The organism is Hymenobacter coalescens (assembly GCF_054783195.1).
On sequence record NZ_BAAGRA010000025.1, the window covers coordinates 33963 to 55883 of the forward strand.

The following is a 21921-nucleotide window of genomic DNA, read 5'->3' on the forward strand; positions in this document are numbered from 1 at the left end:
GGGCGCGGCGCGGCGCGTAGTTTTGGCCATACTCTTGCCTGCCGATGCTCACACCCGAACTCGTTTTTTCCCTGGCCAATACGGCCGTGCTGCCGGCCTGGCTGCTGCTGGCCTTGGCCCCGCGCTGGGTGGTCACGCGGCGCCTCATCCGCAGCGGCCTCTGGCTGCTGCTGCTGGCCGCTACCTACGCCGCCCTGCTCGTGGTGCATTACCTCGGGCCGCAGGCCGCCGAAGGCGGCTTCAGCTCCCTGGCCGGGGTAGCGGCGCTGTTTCGCGACCCGTGGGCCCTCACCGCCGGCTGGGTGCACTACCTCTGCTTCGATCTGGCCGTGGGCATTTGGGAAGTGCGCGACGCGGAGCGCCGCGGCCTGCCCCGCTTGCTGCTGCTGCCCGCGCTGGTGCTCACGTTCCTGGTTGGCCCCATCGGCCTGCTGCTGTACGCCGGCCTGCGGCAGCTGCGCCCCGCCCCCGAGGCAACGCCCCAGTCGGTGTAACCCTGATTACTTCCATTAATCCACGCCAAGACCTTTCCCAGCCATGAAAACTGCCCTTGCCCCTACCCTGATGCTGCCCACCGCCGCTGCGTCTTCCATTCGCCCGGCCTGGCTACGCGCGCTCCATGGCTGCCAGCCCGCGCTGGCCTGGGTCGGCTGGCTGCACGTGGCCTTGCTGGCGGTGGCGCTGGTGCTCTGGCCATGGGACGAGCGCACCGTCACCGGGCTGAACGTGTGGATCAAGCCGGTCAAGTTCTGCCTGTCGGGCATCCTCTACCTCTGGACGCTGGCCTGGCTGCTGGCCGACGTGCCGGCGCCGGCGCAACGCGCGGCCCGCCGCATCGGCCGCTTGGTGGCCGTGGCCATGGCCGTCGAAATCGGCTGCGTGATGATGCAGGCGGCCCGCGGTACCACCTCGCACTTCAACATGGACTCGGTGTTCGACATGATGGTGTTCAACGTGATGGGCATTTTCATCCTGATCAACACCGTGGCCATCGGCTGGGCCATCGTGCTGGTGTTCCGGCACCGCCCGTTCGGCTCGGCGGCCTGGGTGTGGGGCATCCGGCTGGGGCTGCTGCTCTTCCTGGTGGGCAGCGCCGTGGGCGGCAGCATGTCGGCCCAAATGGCCCACACCGTGGGCGCGGCCGACGGCGGCGCGGGCTTGCCCATCTTGGGCTGGAGCACCCGCCACGGCGACCTGCGGGCGGCGCACTTCCTGGGCCTGCACGCGCTGCAGGCCCTGCCCCTGGCCGGCTGGCTGCTGGGGCGCCGGGCGCTGTCATCCGTCAGCCAGGTGCTGGGCATGGTGCTGATAGCAGCGGGGTACGCCGGTGCGGTAGCGGGCCTTTACTGGCACGCCATGCAAGGCCTGCCGCTGCTCGCCCGCTAAACACCGTGCACCGGTGCTGGCGGGTGCCGTGGAGGCTCTTTTCCGGCGCACTCGTCCCAGGCTCGCCGCACGTAGACTACGATTCCTTGCCGCGGAGGGGCGTCCGCCGCGGCGTAACTTGCCGCCTTACCGCTTGCTATGAACGACCTGCGAATTCGCCTGGTGGGCATGCCGCTGCTGAGCCTGCTCATCGTGCTACTTTACGCGCGGCACTGGAGTTCCTGGTCGGTTTTTTTGGTCGAATGGGGCATTTCCCTGCTGTTTACGGTGGTGCTGTGGCAGGGCACCCGCGTCATCTGGGCCCGGCTGGTGGAGCGTTACCCGCAGGTGGAGCAAACCACGCGGCGCCTGTGGCTGCTGCTGGGCGCCTGCCTGCTGTACACCAGCGGGGCCACCGTGGCTGTGGTAGCGCTGCTGCACGTGGCCCTGCCGGAGTTCTTTAAGCTCACGCCGAACTCCTTCGCCGCCCAGATCATCTTCAACCTGCTGCCGACCACGGTGGTCATGCTGGGCTACGAAAGCCGGCACTTCTTTCTGCAGTGGGCCGCCAACGTACGCCGGGCCGAGCAGTTGCAGAACGCCGGGCAGAAGGCCCAGCTGGAGGCGCTGCAGCAGCAGCTCGATCCGCATTTCCTCTTCAACTCCCTCAACACCCTGGCCGCTTTAGTGGAACCCGGCAACGCGGCCGCGCAGAATTTTGTGGAGCAGCTGGCCGACGTGTACCGCTACGTGCTCCTGAGCCGGGAGCGGCGCACCGTGCCGCTGCGCGAGGAACTGGCCTTCGTCGAGGCTTACGTGGCCCTGCAGAAAGCCCGCCTGCGCGACAACCTGCAAGTCAGTGTGAAGGTGTCCGCCGAACTGCTCGAACGGCATGTAGCGCCGCTGAGCGTGCAGCTACTCATCGAAAACGCGCTCAAGCACAACGAGGCCTCCCGCCAGCATCCTTTGCTGGTGCACGTGGCAGCCGAAGCGGGCTGGCTGACCGTCTGCAACGCCCGCCGGGCCCGCACCACCCGCCTGGGCCCCAGCACCGGCATGGGCCTGCGCAACATCCGCGAGCGGTACGCCCTGCTGCTGCCCGAGCACCCGGTGCAGGTCGACGACGCCCCCGATACCTTTACCGTACGCCTGCCGCTCATTGGTGAAATGGGGCAAGGCTGAGGTTGACGTCCGGGTCAACCGCTCCGCACTCCCACTTCCCCGTATTTCTTTTTCTCAACTCGCAGATGAACGTCCTGCTGCTCGAAGACGAATACCCGGCCGCCGAGCGGCTGCAGCACCTGCTGGCCCAAGCCGCCCCCGAGGCGCGGGTGGTGGCCCAGCACGATACGGTGGCCGGGGCCGTGGCGTGGCTGCGCACCCACCCCGCCCCCGACCTTATCCTGGCCGACATTCACCTGGCCGACGGCATCAGCCTCGACGTGTTCGACCAGCTGGTGGTAACCACGCCCGTCATTTTCACCACGGCCTACGACCAGTACGCGCTGCAGGCATTTAAGACCCACAGCGTCGATTACCTGCTCAAACCCATCAAGCTGGCTGAGCTGCAGGCCGCCCTGCAGAAGCTGCGGCAGTGGCATAGCCCGGCCCTGACGGCATCCGAAGTAGCCCAGCGGCTGCAGAGCCTGCTGACGCAGCAGCCCGGCACGAATGCCTCTCCAGCGCCCAAATCCCGTTTCCTGGTGCGCCAGGGCGAGCAGCTATTACCCATACAGGCCACCGCCATTGCCTGGTTTCAGAGCCGTAACGAGACGGTAACGCTGGTCACCCTCGCCGGGCAGCGTTACCTCGTCGAGTACACCCTGGAGCAGCTGGAGCAGTTGCTCGATGGTCGGCAGTTTTTTCGCCTGAACCGGCAATTTCTGGCCCAGCTGCCTGCTGTGCAGCGCCTGCATCCGTGGTTCAACGGCAAGCTCAAGCTCGACCTGCAGCCCGCCCCCGCCGACGAAGTCATCGTCAGCCGCGAGAAGGCGGCCGCGGTCAAGAGCTGGCTGGAAAGCTGAAGAGCCGGGATAGCAGCCATTCGGGCGCCGCGTTTTGCGTTACCGAGCGCACAAAAAAACGGCTTCTCCGTTGCTGGAGAAGCCGTTTTTTTGGACTGTCAATCACCGCTTAGATGTTGTCGGTCATCAGGCCGTTGGTTTGTAGCTCCGGGGCCGGGATGGGCCATACGTACAGCGGACTGCTGGGCGGCACGGCACTAACCGAGCTCTTACCCGGAATCGTAGCATTAAGGCGCATGATGTCGTTGTTGCGCAGGCCTTCGCCCAGGAACTCGATGCGGCGCTCCAGCAGCACGGCATCCACCGCCGCGGCGGCGCTGGTAAAGGCCGGATAGGCACCGGTGGGATTCGAGCGGGTACGCACGGCGTTCAGCAGGGCCAAGGCCTGCGGATCGGCGGCCCCGGCGGTGCGGAAGCGGGCCTCAGCGAGGTTCAGCAATACCTCCGCGTAGCGAATTACCGGTACGTTGTCGGTGTAGGGGGTGCCGGTAGCGTACTTTTTCAGGTAGGAAGTCGTGCCGACCGTCGTTACGAAAGCCGTCCGGCGGGCATCGGTAGCCGTCCAGGCCGCGTTGCCCAGGATGCCGCTCGAGTTAAGGAAGAACTCGGCGTTGCCCGTGGGCGTGGGCAGGTAATAATATGCCAGCTGGTTTTGCGTGCCGGGCGCGTTCTGGGCCGTGGCCGGGAAGCTGAAAATGCTCTCGGTGCTGCTTTGGGCCGTGGTGAACACCGCCGCGATGGACGGATTCAGCGCGTGCGCCACGCCGGTGGTAGCCGTGAACGGGGCCGTGGCCGACACGATCTTGTTGGCCTCGGTGATGACGTCCGTGTACCGCCCCATGCTCAGCAGCACCCGCGTCTTGAGGGCAATAGCCGTGTTGCGGTGGGCCCGGGTGGTGGGGCTGCCGTTGGTCAGCGGCAGGTTTTGCTCGGCAAAGTTAAGGTCGGTCAGGATCTGGGCGTACACCTCGGCCACCGTGCTGCGGGCCAGGTCGTTGCCGGCCAGGGTGGTTTCGGGCTGCAGGCGCAGGGGCAGGCCGGGCTTGCTGCCGTTGCCGTCGGCGTAAGGACGGGCGTAGAACTGCAGCAGCGAGTAGTAGCTCAGGGCACGCAGCAGCCGGGCCTCGCCGCGGTACTGGTTGGCGGTGGTGGTGGCAAAGTTGCCCGGGAAAACCGGCGCCACAAACTTGCTCTCGTTGGCGTCCATGCCCGCCAAGAACACGTTGGCTTGGTTGATGGCCTGGTAGGCGGCGGCCCAGAGGTTCACCACGTCGTTTTGCGAGGTGCCCGTCACGGTGTGGTTCCACACACTGAAACCGGTAACGTTGTTGGTGGTCCGGTTGATGAAGTCATCGGCCCGGATGTCACCATAAATCACGTAACGTCCGCCGTAAAAGGCCCCGGTTTTCACGAAGCTGTAGAGGCCGTTGACTTGCAGTTCAATACGCGCCGGGGTATCGAACACGACCTGATCGGAAATCAGAATTTCAGGTGAGGGTTCCAGCAGATCCTTGTTGCACCCGGCTGTGCCCAAAGCCAGCAGCGTCGAAAGAGCGGCTACGGCCAGTTTGTTCTTCAATACTATGTTCATCTGAAAATCCTCTTTTAGAAGCCAATGTTGAGGCCGACGGTGTAGGTGCGGGCCTGGCCGATGGAGTTGCGGTCAACACCGGCGCCGGTGTTGCTGGCCGTGCCGCCCGCGTTGGTGGAAATTTCCGGGTCGATACCGGAGTAGCCGGTAATCAAAGCAGCATTCTGCACTTGCACGTAAATGCGGGCACTGTTTACGTTCAGACGGGTAGCAATATCCTGCTTCAGCGAATAACCCAGCGAAACGTTGCGCAGGCGGACAAAATCGCCTTTTTCCACGTTCGACGACATGACCAGTGCCGAACCGTTCGACACGTTGTCGTTGAACACCACGCGCGGCCACGAGCCGTTGCGGTTATCCGGCGTCCAGCGGTCCAGGATGTCCACGTGGTTGTTCCAGAAGCGCTGGTCGTGCAGACCGGCCTTGGTACCGTTGTAGATGTAGTTGCCGCCCGAGTACTGGAGGAACACGCCCAGATCGAAGTTCAGGAAGCGGAAGCTGTTGTCCAGGCCGCCAAACCAGCGCGGCATGGTCGGGCCGTAATAGATACCGTCAACCTGTTGGGTGGGTGCCGTGGCAGCCTGCCCTTCCAGCGTGGTCCAGCCGGTGCCTTGGTGGTCGTACTGCACGATGGTGCCGTTCGCTTTGCGGAACATGCGGCGCCCGTTGTCGGGGTTGATGCCCACAGAGGGAACTGCCAGGATTTCGCCCACCGAGCGGCCTACTTGCGTGAAGTTTACCGTTTCAAGGCCCGACGTGGCCGTCCCGATGCGCTGGTCTTTGTTTACCAACGTCAGCACGCGGTTTTTGAGCGTGGTTACGTTACCGCTCACCGTCCAGCTGAAATTGGTTTTCTGCACGGCGTTGAAGCGCAGGTTCACTTCAATACCCGTGTTACGCATCGAGCCGATGTTGGCGGCGATGGAGTTGATGTTGGTCAGGTCGCCCGCACCGGTGATGCCGGCCGGAATGCCGCGCGACGGAGCCGTCGGGGCATCCAGAATCAGCCCGTCGACGAGGTTGCGGTAGTAGGCAAAGTCCCCGGTAAGGCGGTCGTCGAACAGGCCCATGGAGAAGCCGATGTCCGTTTTCTTGCTGGTTTCCCAGGTCAGGTCGCGGTTGCCGGGGCGGGCAAAGTACAGCGTCGGAGAAGCTGCGTACAGGCCCGAGCCGTAAGTAGCCAGCGACACAAAGTCAGAAATGCCGTTGGCGTTGCCTACTTCACCGTAGCTACCTGTGATTTTCAGGAAGTTAACAACTTTTGCCAGTGGCGAATTTTGCCAGAAGGCTTCTTCCGAAATGATGTAGCCTGCCGAGGCACCGTAGAAGTTGCCCCACTTCTTCGCCCAAGCCGAGTACCCGTCGCGGCGGGCGTTAAAGCCCAGCAGGTACTTCTTGTTGAAATCGTAGGTAAAGCGGCCGAAGTAGGAAGTCAGGTAGTTTTCGCCCTGGAAGCTCCCTGCGGCGGTGATGTTGGTGTAGTTGCCCTGGAACGTAGTAAAGAACGGGTCAGCTACTTGCGTACGAGTGGCGCCCCAACGCTGGATGCGGGTGCGCTGCTGCTCGGTACCGAGCAGCACCGATATGGTGTGATTGGTCCCAATGGTGCGGTCGTACTGCAGCGTGTTGGCCCAGTTCCAGCGCTTGTTGGTGCGGAAGTAGTTGGAAGCCGTACCACCCGTGGAGAAACCGTCGCCCGCAATGGCCGTGTTGAACGATTTGTCCTCGAAGGCCAGGTTGTTGATGCCGTAGTTGGTGCGCAGGTTCAGGCCGGCCAGGATTTCCCAGTTGGCGTACACGCTGCCCTGCAGGTCGTTGCTCTCGGAGGTGAAGTAGTTGTTCTCCAGGTCAACAATCGGGTTGTAGTAGCCCGGCACCAGCGGGTCGTAGCGCAAGGACGGCGTGGTAGCCGCCGGAATCGGGTTCAGGTTGGCACCCGGTCCGACGTTGGGCCCCACGGCGCCGCCGCTGAGGTTGGGCGTACCGTCGGGGTTGCGGGCCGGAATGTTGGGCGGCAACACCAACGGGGAACGACCCAGGCCGGCCACGCTGAAGGCCGCGTCGCCCACCGAGCCCGAGTTGGGCGAGGCGTTGTTGCTGTTGGAATAGCTCACGCGCAGGCCAGCCGACACGTTTTTGAATACGCGGTGGTCCACGTTCAGGCGGGTGGAGAGGCGCTTGAACTCGTTGCCCTCCAGCATGCCCTTCTGCCCGGTGTAGCCTACCGAAGAGTAGAAGGTGGTCTTGTCGGTGCCGCCCGAGAAACTTACGTTGTTGGAGTGCGAGAAGCCCGTGCGGTACACTTCATCGTACCAGCGCGTGTCGATGACATTGCCGTTGGCGTCGAGCGTGGGCCGAAAAGCCCCTTCCAGGTTGTTGGCCACGCCACCCGGCGCGGCGGCGCGGTTGGCATTCAGGTTGCGTACAGCTTCGTTCTTAATCTCCATGTACTGCTCGGCGTTGAGCAGTTCATAAAGACGCACCGGTTCCGACCAGCCCGCCCACGAGTCGAGCGTAACGCGGCTCTGGCCGCGGCGGCCCTTCTTGGTGGTAATCTGGATAACCCCACCGGCAGCGCGCGAGCCGTAGATAGCACTGGCCGCAGCATCCTTCAGCACCTCAATGCTCTCGATATCGTTGGGGTTCAGGTTACTCAGCGGGTTGTTGGCCACGTTGGCCACCGCCGATTGGTTGCCGCTGAAAGCCGGGATGCCGTCGATAACGTAGAGCGGGTCCGAACTTAGGTTCACGGAATTTACGCCGCGGATGCGCACCACCGGCGGGTTGTTCAACACGCCGTTGGGCGTCGTGATGTTCAGGCCCGGGGCTTGCCCTTGCAGGGCTTGCTCAAAGCTTTGCACCGGCTTTTGGGCTACTACCGCCCCGCTAACCGACGTAATAGCGCCGGTTAGTTCGCGCCGGTTCTGGCCGCTTCCGTAGCCTACCACGACTACTTCATCGAGGCCGGTAGTCTTGGTGTTAAGCGTGGCGTTGACGCTGGACTGTCCGCTCAGCGCTACTTCCTTCGTATCGTAACCGATAAACGAGAAAACCAACGATTTGGCCGATTCTGCTACGGAAAGGGTATAGCGGCCCTCAGCATCGGTGGTGGTGCCGTTGGAAGTACCCTTTACCACCACACTTACCCCCGGCAATCCGGATCCGTCGGTTCCCACTACCTGCCCAGTAACGGACCGGTTCTGGGCATACAAGTCATGGCTGGCTACTGCGAGAACCGCAATAGAGCCTACGAGTAGATTTTTCTTCATGCGTGTAGGTTGTGGTTGAACAGGATTACATTATTCGAAGCCAATTAGTATTACTTTTAAGCAGCAAGCAAATTTTTATGAATGTATTTGCAACATCGGCCGACAAACACCGTCGTTAATGATTTTTAATTCGCTTGGTTTTTGCTGTTTTCACAAAGCTCGACAGCACGCATTAGCGCCTTTTCAGGTGTTTCCAAGCTGTTGAGGGCCAATTGCCCACCCATACAGCACCATAAGCCCACAAGAAAAACGTCGCCCGGACGCACTGCCTACGCGACGTCCTGCGTCTCCCCCGAAAAATTCCTACTCCGCCTATTCCAGGGTGGCCAGGTAAGCCGGCACTTCGGCCAGCACCGCCACTTGGTGAAACGCTACATTCACCAGTTGCTCGGCCGGCACCTCCTCCATGATCCACGTGGTGTGGTAGGGCACATGAACGGCCCGAGCGCCCAACCGGGCTACCGGCAATACATCAGACTTCAGGGAATTGCCGACCATCACAAATTCGGCGGGCTGCAGGCCGTAGCGGGCTAGCACGCGCTGGTAAGTGGCCTCGTCCTTCTCGCTCACGATTTCGACGTGGTCAAAGTAGTGGCCCAGGCCGGAGCGGGCCAGCTTGCTTTCCTGGTCGAACAGGTCACCCTTGGTCAGCAGCAGCAGCGGCAGGCCCTGCTCCCGAAGCACGGCCAGCACCTCGGGCACATCGGGCAGGGGCTCAATGGGAAAATCGAGCAGGCGCTTGCCGTGGTCGAGGATCTGCTGGATTTCCGTGCCCGTCACGGCCCCCTGGGTCAACCGAATGACGGTTTCGATCATCGACAGCATAAAGGACTTGGCCCCGTAGCCGAACAGGGGCAGGTTTTCGCGCTGCACCTCGAAGAAACTCCGGCTCAGCGTGTCAGCGTCCGCGTAGTGCGTGAGCAGGTCGTAGAGGCGGGCTTCGGCCTGGTCGAAGTGCGGCTGATTGGGCCACAACGTGTCGTCGGCGTCGAAGGCAATAAGCTTGGGAGCGGGCATAAGCTGGTGGTGGGCGCAGTGGGCCCGCCTTGGGCAAAGTTACCGAACTTGCCCCGCCATGAAGCACCTGCTAGACCTCCCAAGCTGGAACCGCCGCGAGCATTTCGCCTTTTTCGCGGCCTTCGAAGAACCCTTTTTCGGCATCGTGGCCGATGTGGACGCCGCCCGCGCCTACGGCCGCGCCAAGGAGCTGGGCGTGTCGTTTTTCCAGGTGTACCTGCACGCGGTGCTGCGCGCCGTCAACGCGGTGGAGGCGTTTCGCTACCGCATCGAGGAGGGGCAGGTGTACTGCTACGACGCGGTGCACGCCTCCGCCACGCTCATGCGCCCCGACAATACCTTCGGCTTCAGCTTTGTGCCCTACACGGCAGATCTACTGGCTTTCGGGCAGGGGCTAACGGCCGAAATGGAGGCCGTGCGCGCCAGCAGCGGCCTGCGCCTGTCGGAAACTACCGCCCGCCCGGATGTCATCCACTTCTCGGCCGTGCCCTGGTTTTCGTTTAGCGGCCTCACCCATGCCCGCACCTTTGCCCACCCCGATTCGGTACCGAAAATATCGGTGGGCCGCTGCCGCCGCCAGGGTCAGCAGCTGCTCATGCCGGTAGCCATCAATGCCCACCACGGCCTGGCCGACGGCTACCACGTGGGCCTGCTGCTCGAGGCGCTCCAACGGGCCTTGGACGACGAGGCCTGATCGGCAAGCCCGGAATCTTCAGTTCACCTCCGGCCCGCGCACGTACGCCTGCACCACCGGCAGCAGCAACGGCAGCGCGGCTTCGAGGTAATCCCGCTCGGCGGGCGTCCAGTGGTGCGGGTGGCCGAACACGCAGGGCTGCAGAATGCCCCAGAGCTGCCCCTGCGCATCCAGCACGTGGGCGTGCACCAGCGCCCGGTGTCCAAAGGTGCGGCGCTCGAAGTCGCGGTTGAGCACCTCCGGGCCGGCCGCGTCCACGTCTTCCACATAAACCGGGGGCTGGCCGGCCAGCGCCGCCCGAAACAGCGGGTCCTGCCGGGGCAGCTCGCCGGTGTCGTCCTGCCAGTCGTGGCGCGGGTCGGGCACGGCTTCGTCGAGGCGCCAAACCAGGGCAATGCGGCCGCGCCCCCGGGCCGGGTCGCGCACGTACAGGAAGCAACGGTCGGCGCGCACCTGCGGGCCGATCAGGGCAAGCGCGGCGGTGAGGGCGGCTTCCGCGTCGGCGGGAGCGGCGAGCAGGGCCTGCAGTTCGGTCAGGGCAGCGGCATCGTTCATGGCAGTAAGGCTTGGGGCTTACCGCAGTACGCACGCCCGGGCCCTGAGTTGGCGGCGGACAACGGGTTAGTGCAGGCTCATCAGCACGGCTGCCGCGCCCAGCCCCAGGGCCGCACCCGCCAGCACCTCCGGCACCGTATGCCGCCGCAGCACCAGCCGCGAGGCTGCCACCAGCGCCGCCAGCGCCAGCGCTGCGCTGCCCCAGCCCGCGCCCGCCAGCAGCCCCACGCCGGCAGCCAGGAAAAACGAAAGCGCCGCGTGCAGCGACACTTTCAGCCAGAAATTGAGCACGTAACACAGCGCAAGCAGTCCGAGCGCCACGACCAGCCCCGGCCGAAAAGCGGCAGCGGAATCGATGCTAAAGGCCAAAGCGGCCCCTGCCCCGAGCAAACCAAGCAGGCGCGGGTAAAAGGAGCGCCGCTGCTCCCGCACCGACACGTCGAAGTTGGTGTAGCGCCCCCGGCGCACCTGCCACCAGCTCCAGGCGGCCATCGGCCCGGCTACGCCCAGCGTTACCAGCGCCAAGGCCCAGGCGGCGGTGCGCGCATCAAGCAGGCGAAAGGCCGCGAAGCCGGTGAACAGCACCGCCGTGACCAGCGGATGCCCGAGCAGGGACACCGCGGCCGCCGCCCGGCGCAGCACCGCGTTATCAGCCATTTGGGGAAGGGGATTCAGCCTTAATAAAGCCATACTTAGGAATAGTCACCGCGGCCGGGTGCGCAGCCGGAGGTTGGGTTTGGCACGAGGCTCGGGCGGCTTGCTCACCCGCGCGCCGCAGCCAACGCTGATTTCTCAGCGGTCCAGCCACTGCCGGAACGCCGACACCCGCTCGCGGCTTACCAGCACGTCGCCTTCGGGGCCGGCGGGCTGCAGGGTGGTTTTCAGGCGCGAGTTGGTGTAATGAATGATGTCCTGGATGGCCTCGTGGTGGACGAGGTAGGCGCGGTTCAGGCGGAAAAACTGCTGCGGATCGAGCATCTTCTCCAGCTGTTCCAGGGTTTGATCGAGCACGAAGCGGCGGTTTTCGCGGGTTTGCACGAACGTAGCTTTTTCGAGGCTGAAGAAATAGCTCACGTTTTCCACCGGCACCACCTTCAGGTGCTCCCCCACCTTCACCACGAACTGTTTTTTGTACTGCTGCTGGGGCTGCAGCTGCTGCAACACCTGCTGCAGCAGGGCCGGATCGAAGGCCGGTGCCGGCGCGGCGGGGGCCGGGGCCGCGCGTACCGCCCGCAGCTTCAGCAGGGCGGCCTGCAGCTCGTCTTCGTCGATGGGCTTGAGCAGGTAATCGATGCTGTTGACCTTGAAAGCGCGCAGGGCGTACTGGTCGTAGGCCGTGGTGAAGATGACCGGGCAGCGCACCTCCACGCGCTCAAACAGCTCGAAACTCAGCCCGTCGGCCAGGTGAATATCCAGAAACAGCACGTCGGGCGGGGTGGATGCGGCGTGCAGCAGCGCCACGGCGGCCTCCACCGAATCGGCGGTGGCCAGCACCTGCACAGGCGGCTGCTGGCGGCGCAGCAAATCGGTGAGGCGGCGGGCGGCCAGCGGCTCGTCTTCGACGATGAAGGCGGTCATCTTTAAGCGTGGCAAAGGGGAGAAATATAGGAGAATGTACTGGCGCAGGCCAATGTACAAATACCAGGAAAACGGGGGCAAACTCCCGTTCGGCGTGCTATTTCACTAGCCCACCAGTTCGCTTTCCAGCGCCAGCACGGGCAAGGTTACTGTGAATTCCGTCGCGCCGCGCTCGATCTGCACGGGCTCCGGGGTGAGGTGGCGGTAGCGGCCCTGCAGGTTGGGCAGCCCGATGCCGGTAGACTCGCCCGGGGCCACGCGGCGCGGGCGCAGGCTATTGACCACGCGCAGGCGGCGCCCCCCCTCTTCCAACTCGATGCGCAGTTGCAGGGGCTGGCTGGCCGTGGCCACGTTGTGCTTGAGGGCGTTTTCCAGCAGCAGCTGCAGGCTCAGCGGCGGCACCACGGCCTGGGCGGGCACGGCGGCCGCCGGGGGCAGCATCGCCTGCAGGGCCTCGCCGTAGCGGATGCGCTGCAGAAACAGGTAGGACTCGGCAAATTCCAGCTCGTCGCGCAGGGGTACCACGTCGCGGCCGCGGGCGTCGAGCACGTAGCGGTACACCTGCGAAAGCTGCCGGATAAAGCGCACGGCCAGTTTGGGTTCTTCCTCCACCAGCGACGTCAGCGCGTTTAGGGCGTTGAACATGAAGTGCGGGTCGAGTTGCTGGCGCAGGGTTTCGGCCTCGGCCTGGGCCATTTCCTTCTGCAACCGCTCGTTGCGGATCAGCGCCTCGCGCCACCCCAGCAGAAACGAGCGGCTGTGGAGCACCAGTGAGATGATGGAAGTAAAAATCAGCGGGAACACGACGCGGCTCAGCGCGGCCGGCGCCAGCATCACGGCCGGGCTCAGGCCGCGGTACAGCACCAGGAAGCAGAAGTTAATGGCGATAATCACCACCAGCGAGCCGCCCAGCGAAACGACTAGCGTCAGCCACAGGCGCCGCACCGGCTCGCGCTTCCAATTGGCGTAGCGGTCGAGCCAGTCGACCGCGTAGCCATTGGTCAGCCACAGGCCCATGGTGTAGGCGAAGTTCATGACGTAGTTGATGAGCACCTTGCGCCCGTCGCCCCAGCAGTCGGGGCAGGTGAAGGAGCCGATGCTCAGGGAAATGACGAGCACCGTGGCCAGCAGGCGCAGCCAGCGCAGCTTGTGCTGGCGCGTCCAGCGCCGGATGGGCGGCATGGTGGGCTCGTGGTCGAGTTGGGCGCGTTCGGCCGCGTCGGCCGGAAACATGAAGGACATAGCGGAAGAAGCAGGCCCTGCCTAGGCCGTGGTGGTTACGGGCGGTGCGGACCAGGCCCGGTGGGCCGCCGCGCGGCGCCAGCTGTAGTACCCGATGAAGCCCAGCGCCAGCGCCACACCAACCGTGGAGGGCAGTAACTGGCTGTAGGGCTTGTACTGCGGCAGCACCGTGCCCGTGAAGGCCGACACCAGCGCAAAGTACGAACTGACCATTTTCCAGATGTGGTCGGGCAGCCACAGCCGGCGGCGCCACAGGGGCACGAAGGCGAAGCGCGCCAGGTCGTAGACGCTCATGAGCAGCAGCGCCCCCACCGTGGAGTAAATCACCACCGGCGACCAGACCAACCGGATCAGGTGCAGGCTCACCAGGAAGCCCACGCCGCCCACCAGCGCCAGCGCGGCCGCTACCGCGTCGAGCCGGCGCGGGCCGGTGGCGCGCAGGCGCAGCACCCGCACCCCGGCCCAGGCTCGGTAGCCGCTCAGCAGCACGATGCCTACCAGGTAGGCGCGGAAGTCGAACACAACCAGCCCCAACACGGCCGTGACGAGCACCACGCCGACCGCGCCCAGAAACCAGCGCCCGAAGCGCCGGTGGATGGCGCCGCCCTTGCGGCCCAGCAGCGGCACCAGCCCCAGCAGCAGCGCGAGCGTGCCGCCGGCGATGTGCAGGCCGATGTTGAGGGTATGCAGCTGATTCATGGCTGGAAGTGAAGGTGCGAAAAAGCGCGGCGGTAACCCGGCGCCCCACTGCGGGGCACGGAACCCGCGGGTTATTTAGCGGGCTGGGCCGCCGGCTGAGCGGCGTAGGCGGCCAGTCGGCCCTTCAGCTGCCGCTCGCCCCAGTTGGGTGCCAGCGGGCTGCCGGGTACGAAAGCGGCAAAGCGCGCCTTGGCTTCCTCGTAGAGGGGCTTGGCGGCCTCGGCCCCGCCGCCGAACATCTTCGGCGTGTAGTACAGGTTGTTGGCCTGCACCAAGTAAATGCGCGGGTTGGCCGGGTTGGCCTTCTTGGCCTGCTCCAGCACCTCGGTGACCAGCTGCGAGTACTTCATGGAGCGCATCATCGGCGAGATGCCCAGGCGGGCCTGGTGGATGTAGCCCTGCAGCACCAGCAGCTCCGACTCGTCGCCGCGCAGCTTGCGCGCCTGCCCGAGGGCCGCCTCGGCCTGATCGAGCTGCTTGTCCTTCACGTCGCCCTCTTCCTTGCTGGTGAAGGTGGCAATGAGCAGCGCGTAGGCCTGGTAGTAGCGCGGCAGCCAGTCCTGCGGGGCCACAGCGGCGGCGCGCTCCAGCTTGCCGGCCACGGCCTGCAACTGGGCCGGGTCGCCGGTGCTCATCAGCTCCTGAATGGTGGCGCTCATCATGTCGGCGTAACCGGCGGGCTGCGCGGCCTGGACGGGGGCCGGGGCCGTTTTTTTCTGGGCCACGGCGGAGCAGGAAGCGGCGGCAAGGGCGAGGATGAGCAGGGGCTTTTTCATGGCGTGCGGGAAAGGTTGGGGGTTGAGGTTAGGGGTGAGCGGCCGGCGTTTGCGGCGCTGCTGGTTCAAAAGTGTGGGCTAGCCCGAGGGGCTGAAATTTTAGGTTGCCGAAGCGTCGGATTAGCGGGATGAGCTGCCGCCGGGGCCGGATGAGGTTTTAGGCACGTCGTCGTTTTGATAGGCGGCAGCTGAAGCAGAGGCATCCAGCTCGCGCCTCGTCAGCCGGCAAGTCGGCTTATTCCGGCGCCGTATCGATGTCGGCGGGGCGCTTCTTGTTGATGGAGATGAGCAGGCCTACGACCAGCATGCGCGGGGCCGAGGGCGTCACGGCCACGCCCTGGTAGAGGCCAGTGGCGTCGGGGGTGGCGGCGTAGCGGTAGCCGAACACGTTCTCGCGGCCGAGCACGTTGGTGCACGAGGCGTACACGATGGTGAGGTTTTTCCGGATGGTGGTGAGGTAGCTCACGCTCAGGCTCAGATCCTGGTAGCTGGGCGTGCGGCCCTGGTTGTAGCCCGGGCGGTTCGGGTCGTGGTAGGCGCGCGGCGAGCCGTAGCTGAAGGTGGCCCCCACCTGCGTGTGCAGCCGGCTGATCCAGTATTTGCCCACCACCGAGAGGTTGTGGCGCGAGGCGAAGGTGGGCACGGCCAGCGTCGGGTCTTGGCGCTGCTGCCGGCGCGTATCCACCAGGCCGTAGCTCACCCAGTAGTCGGTGCGTTTGAGGGTTTTCCGGTCGCGCCAGAACAGGTCCACGCCGCGGGCGTAGCCGCGGCCGGTGCTGCCGTAGGCGCCCGGGTTGAAGGGGCTGGCGGCGTCGTAGCGGGTGAGATTAGCGTACTGCTTCAGGTAGGCTTCCAGGCGCAGCGTCCGGTCGTTTTTCAGGCGCTGGTAGGTCAGCAGGTAGTGCGTGGCCCGCTCGAAGCGCAAGGCGTCGTTGTACTGCCCCACACGCAACAAATCGTTGGTCGGCGTTTGGTAAAAGTGGCCGTAGGCGGCCGAGAGCTGGCTGCCTTCGCCCGGCAGCTGGTAGGCCAGGGCCAGGCGCGGGGCGGCGTTCCAGCGGCCGAGCACGCCCGAATACTCGGCGCGCACGCCGGCGCGGGCCACGAGGTGGTTGGAGAAGGCCACGTCCGACTCGGCAAAGGCGCTGGCCCGGCCCTCGGTGAAGCCCGTGCGCAACGGCTCGTCCTCGGCCGTGGCCTGGTACTGCTGCTGAAAACGCTGCCCCAGGCCCTCGGCGCCCAGTTTCAGGTTCCAGTAGGTGCCGGCCGAATCGTTGGTGAGCACCACGCGCCCCACCACCGACTGCTCCAGCTCGTAGAGCCGCTGCTGGTCGGGGCGGATGGTTTGCTCGTCGCGGGTACCGGCCACACCGGTCTGCAGGCTCCAGCCGCCGCGCAGCGGGCTGCGGAAGGAGGCATTCACGTATTCATTGTTGCTCAGCAGGGCCACCGGCATGCCGTCGGCGTAGCCCGGCATGGGCTGGCGCAGGGCCATTTCCTGGCGCGTGACGACGGCGTACACCTTGGCCATGCCCAGCTCCCCCACCCGCTTCCGCAGGGCCACCGAGCCCCCGGCCGACTGCGGGGCCACCCGCCAGCCGAAGCTTTGCGGCACCAGCCCGAAATAAGGCTGCAGGTTCATGTAGTCGCCCGTCACGGCCACGGAGCTGCGCGCAAAGCGCTGCTGGTGCGAGAGGCTCAGCCCCACCGACAGCAGCGTAATGCCGGTCTGGGTTTCGGGCGCCAGGTCCACGGAGTTCAGCCCCACCACCGCCGACAACGCCTGCCCGTACTCGGCCGAGTAGCCGCCGGTGCTGAACACGGTGCCTTTGAAGAGCATGGGCGAAAAGCGGCCCCGCGCCGGCAGGCCCGAAACGCTGGCGCCGTAAGGGCTTTGCAGGGGCAGCCCATCGAGGTACTGCTTGGTTTCGTGGGCCGCCCCGCCGCGCACGAACAGCTTGCCCTCCTCGCCGTTGCGCGAGGTGCCGGGCAGCGTGTTCAGCGCTCCGTTGATGTCGGCCAGCGCGCCGGCGGTGGTCACGATGTCCAGGGGCTTGAGCACGGTGCTGCGCTTTTCGTCGCTGGCCTCGAAGGAGCCGGCCGTGATGGTCACGTCCCCGATCTGGTTGCGCACTTCCTTGAGCGCGAGGCTGAAGCGCCTGGGCTGTCCGTCGAGCACCACCGGCTGCTCCTGGGGCTGGTAGCCCATCAGCGTGACGAGCAAGGGCAGGGTGCCGGTCTGGCGCGTCGTGAAGCGGAAGCGGCCGAGCGAATCGGTGGTGGCCCCGTCGAACGTGGTTTTCAGAAACACGTTGGCGCCGGGCAGGGGCTGGCCGGCCGCATCGCGTACGGTGCCGCTGAGCGCGGTGGCGGGTTGGGCGGCGAGGCGCGCGGCGGCGAGCAGGCAGAGCAGTAGCAGGGGTAGCAGGCGTTTCATAGCGCAGAAGGGCTTGTTCTGCGTCAAAAGTGGCCGCCCTCCCCTGCCCCGGCCACTTCCTGCTACCGAAGCGTCGGATGAGCCGGATGAAGTGGGCCCAGGCCCCGACGACGCCCGCCGGGCGGGCCGGCCACACGCGCCCCCTCAGCCTGCCTCCAGCGCCTTGCGCCCCGGGGTTGATTTTCCGCCCGCCAGCATTCAGCTTAGGCTATATTATTTGTAACTTCTTAGCAGTCAAGGCTACTTGCTTCTGCGCCCCGAGCCGGTGGCGCGGTCATTTCCCACCCTTTAACTACCTGTCCCCATGCGCGACGTTCATTCTACCCTGCTGTTTCGCTGGTTTAACGAGGTCTGGAACCAGGGCCACGAAGCCGTCATCGACGAGTTGGTGCACCCCGAGGCCACCATCCACGGCTTGGCCAGCGAAGACGCCCGCCGGGGCCCCGCCGCCTTCCGCGAGTTCTACCGCGGGTTCTGCGACGAATTCACCGATATCCACATTTCCGTCGACAAGGCCATTGCCGACGAGGACCACGAGGCAGCCCTGTGCACGGCCACGGCCACCCAACGCCTGACGGGCACGCCGGTCCGGTTTTCGGGCATCTGCATGGTTCACTTGGAGGACGGGCAGATCTACGAGGGCTGGAATCATTTCGACTTTGTTGCCATGCAGCAGCAGCTTGCCGCGGGAGTGGCGGCCGCAGCCCAATAGGCCGGCTTCCGGCTATTCCCTTCGCTCGATTGGCGCGGGCGCTCCTGATTCTCAATCCTTTACTCAGCACGACTATATCCTGCTGCCGCTAACCTATGGCCCGTGGGCAAACCCTCTATATATAATTTTATTGATTTTATTATATCAATCTGGACAATAACAATCCAATTGCCAGGGCGTAAGCTTTCCGAGTCGCCTCCGTCACGTATCGGAATGTTTCACGCGGTCCGGCTTGCCGCCGGGCTCCAACCACACCTTTGCATGTCAGTTACCCCCACCCCTGCTGCTGAGCCTACCCCGCCCACCCCACCGGAGCAGCCCCTCGTGATTCCCGTCATTCAGGAGCAGCTGCGTGTGGGCACCGAAGTGGTGGAAACGGGCCGGGTGCGCGTCACCAAGCAGGTGCACGAGGAGCACCACGAAGTGACAGCCCCCACCGTGCGCGAAGAAATCGAGGTGGAGCGGGTACCCATCAACCAGTACGTGGACGTGGCGCCGCCCGCCGTGCGCTACGAAGGCGATACGACCATCATGCCGGTGCTGCGCGAGGTGCTGGTGGTAGAAAAGCGCATCCTTTTCGTGGAGGAAGTGCGCATCACCAAGCGCCAGGTGCAGGCCGATACCACCCAGCCGGTGACCCTTCGGCAGGAAGAAATCATCGTGGAGCGCCACAGCGGCACTCCCAATTCCGCGGGAGGCTAACCCGCCCCCGCTCGTTCTTTTATCATCCACAACCTGAACCAAACACCATGGTACAACAAACCGTCATTGGCATGTTCGACGATGCCAACCAGGCCCGTCAGGCCGCCCAGCAACTTGAAAGCATCGGGGTAACCCGCGACCATATAGATGTAGCCGCTCAGAACGCCGGCGCTACGACTCAGAGCCCCGAAACCCGCAACGATGATTCCATCAGCGGCTTTTTCCGCTCCCTCTTTAGCAGCGACGACGACGTGTCGCGCTACTCCGAAGTGGCCCGCCGCGGTGCCATGGTAACCGTGCACGCCGACTCGCCCCAGGAAGCCGAGCGCGCCCGGGACGTACTCGACCGCTGCGGCGCCGTGGACGTGGACGAGCGGGCCCAGCAGTACCGCAGCGGCTGGACAGGCATGAGCCAGCAGCAAAACCAGCAGCAAAGCATGACGGAGCAAAACACCACCGGCGCTATTCCCATCATCGAGGAGCAGATGCAGGTGGGCAAGCGCGTGGTGGAAACCGGCGGCGCCCGCCTGCGCAGCCGCATCGTGGAGCGCCCGGTAGAAGAGCACCTGCGCCTGCGCGAAGAGCACGTCAACATCGAGCGGGTGCCTGTAAACCGTCCGGCGTCGGAAGCTGACATCCAGAACTTCCGCGAAGGCGAAATGGAAATCACCGAGCGCGCCGAAGTGCCGGTGGTGGGCAAAGAAGCCCGCGTGGTGGAGGAAGTGCGCCTGGGCAAGGATGTTCAGGAACGCGACGAAACCATCCGCGGCACGGTGCGGCGCACCGACGTGGACGTGGAGCGCCTGGAAGGCAACCGGGACGTGCAGCAGCGCCGTTCGGCTTCGCCCCAGAACGATGACATGGATACCCGCGGCGGCCTCTAGCAGCGCGGAAGCAAATCAGTAAAAAAACGGCGGCTGGGATTTCCAGCCGCCGTTTTTTGTATCGAGCGGGCCCGAAACGGGGCTAGCGTGGTGCCACCGGGTAGCGCCCAAACAGCTCGGTGAGGGCCTCGTCGACGCGCCGGGCCGACTTGGCCGGGTCTTTACTCAGCGGCCGGGCCGTCACGCCCTGCCACACCAGGTCGTTGCGGGCGGCATCCACCACGTCCACGGTCACGGTGCCGACCTCGTAGGTGCGCACCGGCACTTCGCCGGCGTGCCAGGAGTAGCGGCGCTGGCCGATGTAGTACGGAGCGGCATCGGTGCGGAAATCGGTCTGGCGCGTCTGCACCTTTTCTTCGTTTACCACGCCGATGTTGACCCACAGCTCGGGCTGCGCGGCGCGCTGGTAGCCGCGGCGCTCCATTTCGCGGGCCACGGCCTGCTTTACCTCGGCCAGCGCTACGCCGCCGCGGCCGAACTCGGTTTCGGTGCGCACCTCGCCTTCCATGAAGTTGTAGGTGCGGTAGGCGGCCAGATCGACGCCGGGCGCCTGCTCGGCGGACTGAATGCCGGCCGAGGTGCAGGCAGTGCACAGGGCCAGCAGCAAAAGCATGGGTCGCATAACGAATACGCTGAGGTAACGGCCCCGCTCCCGGTCCTGCCCACGCAGCCGACAGGGCCCTGACTCCGGGTGTACGCAGAAACGCCTGTTCGAGGCAGTTATCAGGGGTAGCAACTCCCTCGTTGATGCCCCGTGCACCAGTTCACCCACGGTCATACCGGCCCTAGGCAGGCCCTGCGCGGAACGGCTACGCCGATGCTTAAGCCCTTCGGCCATGCCCCACACAACGCAGTGCGGCCCCGCCCGTACCAACAGGGCTGCCTACCTTCGGCCTGGCCCGATGCTTTCCCCCATCACCGCGCCATTACTTTTTCCGTTGCCTACCCCCATCGTCATCCGTGTATCTGCACCACGTCGCGGCCTATCTGCCCGCTACCGTTGTTTCCAACGACCATTTCACCCGGCTCAACGGGCTTTCCTCTGACTGGATCATCGAGCGCACCGGCATCCGGGAACGGCGGTGGGCCGGGCCGGATGAAAACACCAACACCATGGCCATGGCGGCCACCCAGCGGGTGCTGCGCGAAGCCCCCGGCATCGAGGCCGCCGACATCGACCTGATCATCGGGGCCACCTACACGCCCCACGACACCATCGTAACGCTGGCCCACGCCGTGCAGCACGCCTTGGACGTGGCCGACATCCCGGTGGTCAGCATTTCCTCGGCATGCTCCTCGCTGCTGAACGCGGTGGAAATCGTGCAGGGCTACTTCGCGCTGGGCAAGGCCCGCCGGGCGCTGGTCGTGACGTCGGAGCACAACACGGCCTACAACAACGAGCACGACACCGTGGCCGGCCACCTCTGGGGCGACGGGGCGGCGGCGCTGCTGCTCACGGCCGAGCGCCTCGCCCCCACCGATCTGCGCATCGACGAGGTTATTACCGGCGGCGCGGCTACCATGGGCAAGGCCACCACCGCCGTCACGCTTCGCCCGCTGGACCGCGACATCGTGATGCCCCACGGCCGCGACGTGTTTCAGTACGCCTGCCAGTACATGACGCGCGTAACCGAGCAGGTGCTGGAGCGCCAGGGCCTGACGGTGCAGGACCTGGCCTGGCTGATTCCGCACCAGGCCAACAAGCGCATCAGCGACGTGGTGCTGCGCAACACGGGCCTGCCGGCCGAGCGGCTGGTGTCGAACGTGGAAACGCTGGGCAACACGGGCTGCGCGGGCGCGGCCATCGGCTTGGCCGACACCCTGCCCCTGCTGCAGCCCGGCGACCGGGTGGTGGTCACGGTATTCGGCGGCGGCTATTCCTACGGGGCCATGCTGCTCACCCGCGAAGCCTGAACCCGTGGAGGCCGGCGCTTTGTGCTGCCGCGCAGCGGAACGGTATGAAAAAGGCCCCGATGATTCGGGGCCTTTTTGGCTTTCCACGCGTTTCGAAGCGGCGGCTTAGTCGTTGTTGCCGGTGGCGCCCTCGTCGGTGAAGCTGTTGGCGGACTTGGGGCTCGACTGGGTGGCGCCAGCCACCTCCGCGTTCAGGGCCGTATCGACGGGCTGGGGCTGGCCGGTGGCAGCACGCTGCGCTTCCTTGATGGGCCAGCTGCGGCGCGTCAGGGCAATGAGGACCCCGGCCCCCAGGGCCAGCAGCGACGCCCCAACGATGGTGCCGGTGCTCGGGCCTTGGCGCTTTTTGCGGGCCTGCGGGTCGGGGTGTTCGGCACTGGTGGTGGCGCCGCTGGTGCGCTGGGCCTTGGCTAGTTTCGTGGTTTTCTTGCTCATGGCGTTTCGGAAGAATGGAGCTTCCGC

Annotated in this window: 21 protein-coding genes; 9 read left to right on the forward strand and 12 right to left on the reverse strand. The window is 65.2% G+C overall.

Features of this window, described 5'->3' with window-relative positions; all coding sequences use genetic code 11:
* Positions 1-44 precede the first annotated feature (44 nt).
* The 4 genes from ACYVKQ_RS21405 to ACYVKQ_RS21420 all read left to right on the forward strand — a co-directional run bounded on the left by ACYVKQ_RS21405 (position 45) and on the right by ACYVKQ_RS21420 (position 3389).
* Positions 45-494, forward strand: coding sequence for an ABA4-like family protein (locus ACYVKQ_RS21405; protein ID WP_460677407.1), 450 nt, complete (start codon positions 45-47; stop codon positions 492-494).
* A 43-nt stretch (positions 495-537) separates the two neighbouring features.
* The gene (locus ACYVKQ_RS21410) at positions 538-1386 is read left to right on the forward strand and encodes a hypothetical protein (RefSeq protein WP_460677408.1); all 849 of its coding nucleotides are present in this window, start codon (positions 538-540) and stop codon (positions 1384-1386) included.
* Between the two features lie 138 nt (positions 1387-1524).
* Entirely contained in the window at positions 1525-2547 is a 1023-nt protein-coding gene (locus ACYVKQ_RS21415; protein ID WP_460677409.1) for a sensor histidine kinase, read from the forward strand.
* A 65-nt stretch (positions 2548-2612) separates the two neighbouring features.
* Positions 2613-3389, forward strand: coding sequence for a LytR/AlgR family response regulator transcription factor (locus ACYVKQ_RS21420; RefSeq protein WP_460677410.1), 777 nt, complete (start codon positions 2613-2615; stop codon positions 3387-3389).
* A gap of 109 nt (positions 3390-3498) precedes the next feature.
* On the opposite strand, the gene ACYVKQ_RS21425 is transcribed toward ACYVKQ_RS21420, so the two are convergent.
* From ACYVKQ_RS21425 to ACYVKQ_RS21435, 3 genes are all read right to left on the reverse strand, one after another.
* A complete protein-coding gene (locus tag ACYVKQ_RS21425; protein ID WP_460677411.1) occupies positions 3499-4980 on the reverse strand; it encodes a RagB/SusD family nutrient uptake outer membrane protein in 1482 nt (493 codons plus the stop codon).
* Between the two features lie 14 nt (positions 4981-4994).
* Entirely contained in the window at positions 4995-8249 is a 3255-nt protein-coding gene (locus ACYVKQ_RS21430; protein ID WP_460677412.1) for a SusC/RagA family TonB-linked outer membrane protein, read from the reverse strand.
* Between the two features lie 312 nt (positions 8250-8561).
* A complete protein-coding gene (locus ACYVKQ_RS21435) occupies positions 8562-9266 on the reverse strand; it encodes an HAD family hydrolase (RefSeq protein WP_460677413.1) in 705 nt (234 codons plus the stop codon).
* A gap of 58 nt (positions 9267-9324) precedes the next feature.
* Between ACYVKQ_RS21435 and ACYVKQ_RS21440 the strand changes: the two genes are divergently transcribed.
* Positions 9325-9960, forward strand: a complete 636-nt coding sequence (locus ACYVKQ_RS21440; protein WP_460677414.1) for a CatA-like O-acetyltransferase — start codon at positions 9325-9327, stop codon at positions 9958-9960.
* Between the two features lie 18 nt (positions 9961-9978).
* On the opposite strand, the gene ACYVKQ_RS21445 is transcribed toward ACYVKQ_RS21440, so the two are convergent.
* From ACYVKQ_RS21445 to ACYVKQ_RS21475, 7 genes are all read right to left on the reverse strand, one after another.
* Complete coding sequence (locus tag ACYVKQ_RS21445; protein ID WP_460677415.1) at positions 9979-10515, reverse strand: GAF domain-containing protein; 537 nt, start codon at positions 10513-10515, stop codon at positions 9979-9981.
* A gap of 66 nt (positions 10516-10581) precedes the next feature.
* Positions 10582-11172: a hypothetical protein gene (locus tag ACYVKQ_RS21450; RefSeq protein WP_460677416.1), complete on the reverse strand. Its 591-nt coding sequence runs from the start codon at positions 11170-11172 to the stop codon at positions 10582-10584.
* A gap of 135 nt (positions 11173-11307) precedes the next feature.
* On the reverse strand, positions 11308-12093 hold the full coding sequence (locus tag ACYVKQ_RS21455) for a LytR/AlgR family response regulator transcription factor (RefSeq protein ID WP_460677417.1): 786 nt from the start codon (positions 12091-12093) through the stop codon (positions 11308-11310).
* A 105-nt stretch (positions 12094-12198) separates the two neighbouring features.
* The gene (locus ACYVKQ_RS21460) at positions 12199-13335 is read right to left on the reverse strand and encodes a sensor histidine kinase (RefSeq protein ID WP_460677418.1); all 1137 of its coding nucleotides are present in this window, start codon (positions 13333-13335) and stop codon (positions 12199-12201) included.
* 21 nt (positions 13336-13356) lie between these two features.
* Positions 13357-14034: a hypothetical protein gene (locus ACYVKQ_RS21465; protein ID WP_460677419.1), complete on the reverse strand. Its 678-nt coding sequence runs from the start codon at positions 14032-14034 to the stop codon at positions 13357-13359.
* Positions 14035-14105: 71 nt separating this feature from the next.
* Entirely contained in the window at positions 14106-14810 is a 705-nt protein-coding gene (locus ACYVKQ_RS21470; protein ID WP_460677420.1) for a hypothetical protein, read from the reverse strand.
* Between the two features lie 235 nt (positions 14811-15045).
* Positions 15046-17247, reverse strand: a complete 2202-nt coding sequence (locus ACYVKQ_RS21475) for a TonB-dependent receptor (RefSeq protein ID WP_460677421.1) — start codon at positions 17245-17247, stop codon at positions 15046-15048.
* Between the two features lie 304 nt (positions 17248-17551).
* Between ACYVKQ_RS21475 and ACYVKQ_RS21480 the strand changes: the two genes are divergently transcribed.
* The 3 genes from ACYVKQ_RS21480 to ACYVKQ_RS21490 all read left to right on the forward strand — a co-directional run bounded on the left by ACYVKQ_RS21480 (position 17552) and on the right by ACYVKQ_RS21490 (position 19545).
* On the forward strand, positions 17552-17959 hold the full coding sequence (locus ACYVKQ_RS21480) for an ester cyclase (protein ID WP_460677422.1): 408 nt from the start codon (positions 17552-17554) through the stop codon (positions 17957-17959).
* A 261-nt stretch (positions 17960-18220) separates the two neighbouring features.
* Positions 18221-18661, forward strand: a complete 441-nt coding sequence (locus tag ACYVKQ_RS21485) for a YsnF/AvaK domain-containing protein (protein ID WP_460677423.1) — start codon at positions 18221-18223, stop codon at positions 18659-18661.
* 47 nt (positions 18662-18708) lie between these two features.
* The gene (locus ACYVKQ_RS21490; RefSeq protein ID WP_460677424.1) at positions 18709-19545 is read left to right on the forward strand and encodes a YsnF/AvaK domain-containing protein; all 837 of its coding nucleotides are present in this window, start codon (positions 18709-18711) and stop codon (positions 19543-19545) included.
* 82 nt (positions 19546-19627) lie between these two features.
* Here the strand turns inward: ACYVKQ_RS21490 and ACYVKQ_RS21495 are convergent, their stop codons facing one another.
* A complete protein-coding gene (locus ACYVKQ_RS21495; RefSeq protein ID WP_460677425.1) occupies positions 19628-20167 on the reverse strand; it encodes a DUF4136 domain-containing protein in 540 nt (179 codons plus the stop codon).
* Positions 20168-20505: 338 nt separating this feature from the next.
* Between ACYVKQ_RS21495 and ACYVKQ_RS21500 the strand changes: the two genes are divergently transcribed.
* The gene (locus ACYVKQ_RS21500) at positions 20506-21459 is read left to right on the forward strand and encodes a 3-oxoacyl-ACP synthase III family protein (RefSeq protein ID WP_460677426.1); all 954 of its coding nucleotides are present in this window, start codon (positions 20506-20508) and stop codon (positions 21457-21459) included.
* Between the two features lie 105 nt (positions 21460-21564).
* Here the strand turns inward: ACYVKQ_RS21500 and ACYVKQ_RS21505 are convergent, their stop codons facing one another.
* Positions 21565-21894, reverse strand: a complete 330-nt coding sequence (locus ACYVKQ_RS21505) for a hypothetical protein (protein WP_460677427.1) — start codon at positions 21892-21894, stop codon at positions 21565-21567.
* Between the last annotated feature and the right edge of the window lie 27 nt (positions 21895-21921).

What these genes read in the sequence shown, in the direction of transcription:
- ACYVKQ_RS21405 (WP_460677407.1), top strand. Translation starts at nt 45, where the DNA reads ATGCTCACACCCGAACTCGTTTTTTCCCTGGCCAATACGGCCGTGCTG.
- ACYVKQ_RS21410 (WP_460677408.1), top strand. Translation starts at nt 538, where the DNA reads ATGAAAACTGCCCTTGCCCCTACCCTGATGCTGCCCACCGCCGCTGCG.
- ACYVKQ_RS21415 (WP_460677409.1), top strand. Translation starts at nt 1,525, where the DNA reads ATGAACGACCTGCGAATTCGCCTGGTGGGCATGCCGCTGCTGAGCCTG.
- ACYVKQ_RS21420 (WP_460677410.1), top strand. Translation starts at nt 2,613, where the DNA reads ATGAACGTCCTGCTGCTCGAAGACGAATACCCGGCCGCCGAGCGGCTG.
- ACYVKQ_RS21425 (WP_460677411.1), bottom strand. Translation starts at nt 4,980, where the DNA reads ATGAACATAGTATTGAAGAACAAACTGGCCGTAGCCGCTCTTTCGACG.
- ACYVKQ_RS21430 (WP_460677412.1), bottom strand. Translation starts at nt 8,249, where the DNA reads ATGAAGAAAAATCTACTCGTAGGCTCTATTGCGGTTCTCGCAGTAGCC.
- ACYVKQ_RS21435 (WP_460677413.1), bottom strand. Translation starts at nt 9,266, where the DNA reads ATGCCCGCTCCCAAGCTTATTGCCTTCGACGCCGACGACACGTTGTGG.
- ACYVKQ_RS21440 (WP_460677414.1), top strand. Translation starts at nt 9,325, where the DNA reads ATGAAGCACCTGCTAGACCTCCCAAGCTGGAACCGCCGCGAGCATTTC.
- ACYVKQ_RS21445 (WP_460677415.1), bottom strand. Translation starts at nt 10,515, where the DNA reads ATGAACGATGCCGCTGCCCTGACCGAACTGCAGGCCCTGCTCGCCGCT.
- ACYVKQ_RS21450 (WP_460677416.1), bottom strand. Translation starts at nt 11,172, where the DNA reads ATGGCTGATAACGCGGTGCTGCGCCGGGCGGCGGCCGCGGTGTCCCTG.
- ACYVKQ_RS21455 (WP_460677417.1), bottom strand. Translation starts at nt 12,093, where the DNA reads ATGACCGCCTTCATCGTCGAAGACGAGCCGCTGGCCGCCCGCCGCCTC.
- ACYVKQ_RS21460 (WP_460677418.1), bottom strand. Translation starts at nt 13,335, where the DNA reads ATGTCCTTCATGTTTCCGGCCGACGCGGCCGAACGCGCCCAACTCGAC.
- ACYVKQ_RS21465 (WP_460677419.1), bottom strand. Translation starts at nt 14,034, where the DNA reads ATGAATCAGCTGCATACCCTCAACATCGGCCTGCACATCGCCGGCGGC.
- ACYVKQ_RS21470 (WP_460677420.1), bottom strand. Translation starts at nt 14,810, where the DNA reads ATGAAAAAGCCCCTGCTCATCCTCGCCCTTGCCGCCGCTTCCTGCTCC.
- ACYVKQ_RS21475 (WP_460677421.1), bottom strand. Translation starts at nt 17,247, where the DNA reads ATGAAACGCCTGCTACCCCTGCTACTGCTCTGCCTGCTCGCCGCCGCG.
- ACYVKQ_RS21480 (WP_460677422.1), top strand. Translation starts at nt 17,552, where the DNA reads ATGCGCGACGTTCATTCTACCCTGCTGTTTCGCTGGTTTAACGAGGTC.
- ACYVKQ_RS21485 (WP_460677423.1), top strand. Translation starts at nt 18,221, where the DNA reads ATGTCAGTTACCCCCACCCCTGCTGCTGAGCCTACCCCGCCCACCCCA.
- ACYVKQ_RS21490 (WP_460677424.1), top strand. Translation starts at nt 18,709, where the DNA reads ATGGTACAACAAACCGTCATTGGCATGTTCGACGATGCCAACCAGGCC.
- ACYVKQ_RS21495 (WP_460677425.1), bottom strand. Translation starts at nt 20,167, where the DNA reads ATGCGACCCATGCTTTTGCTGCTGGCCCTGTGCACTGCCTGCACCTCG.
- ACYVKQ_RS21505 (WP_460677427.1), bottom strand. Translation starts at nt 21,894, where the DNA reads ATGAGCAAGAAAACCACGAAACTAGCCAAGGCCCAGCGCACCAGCGGC.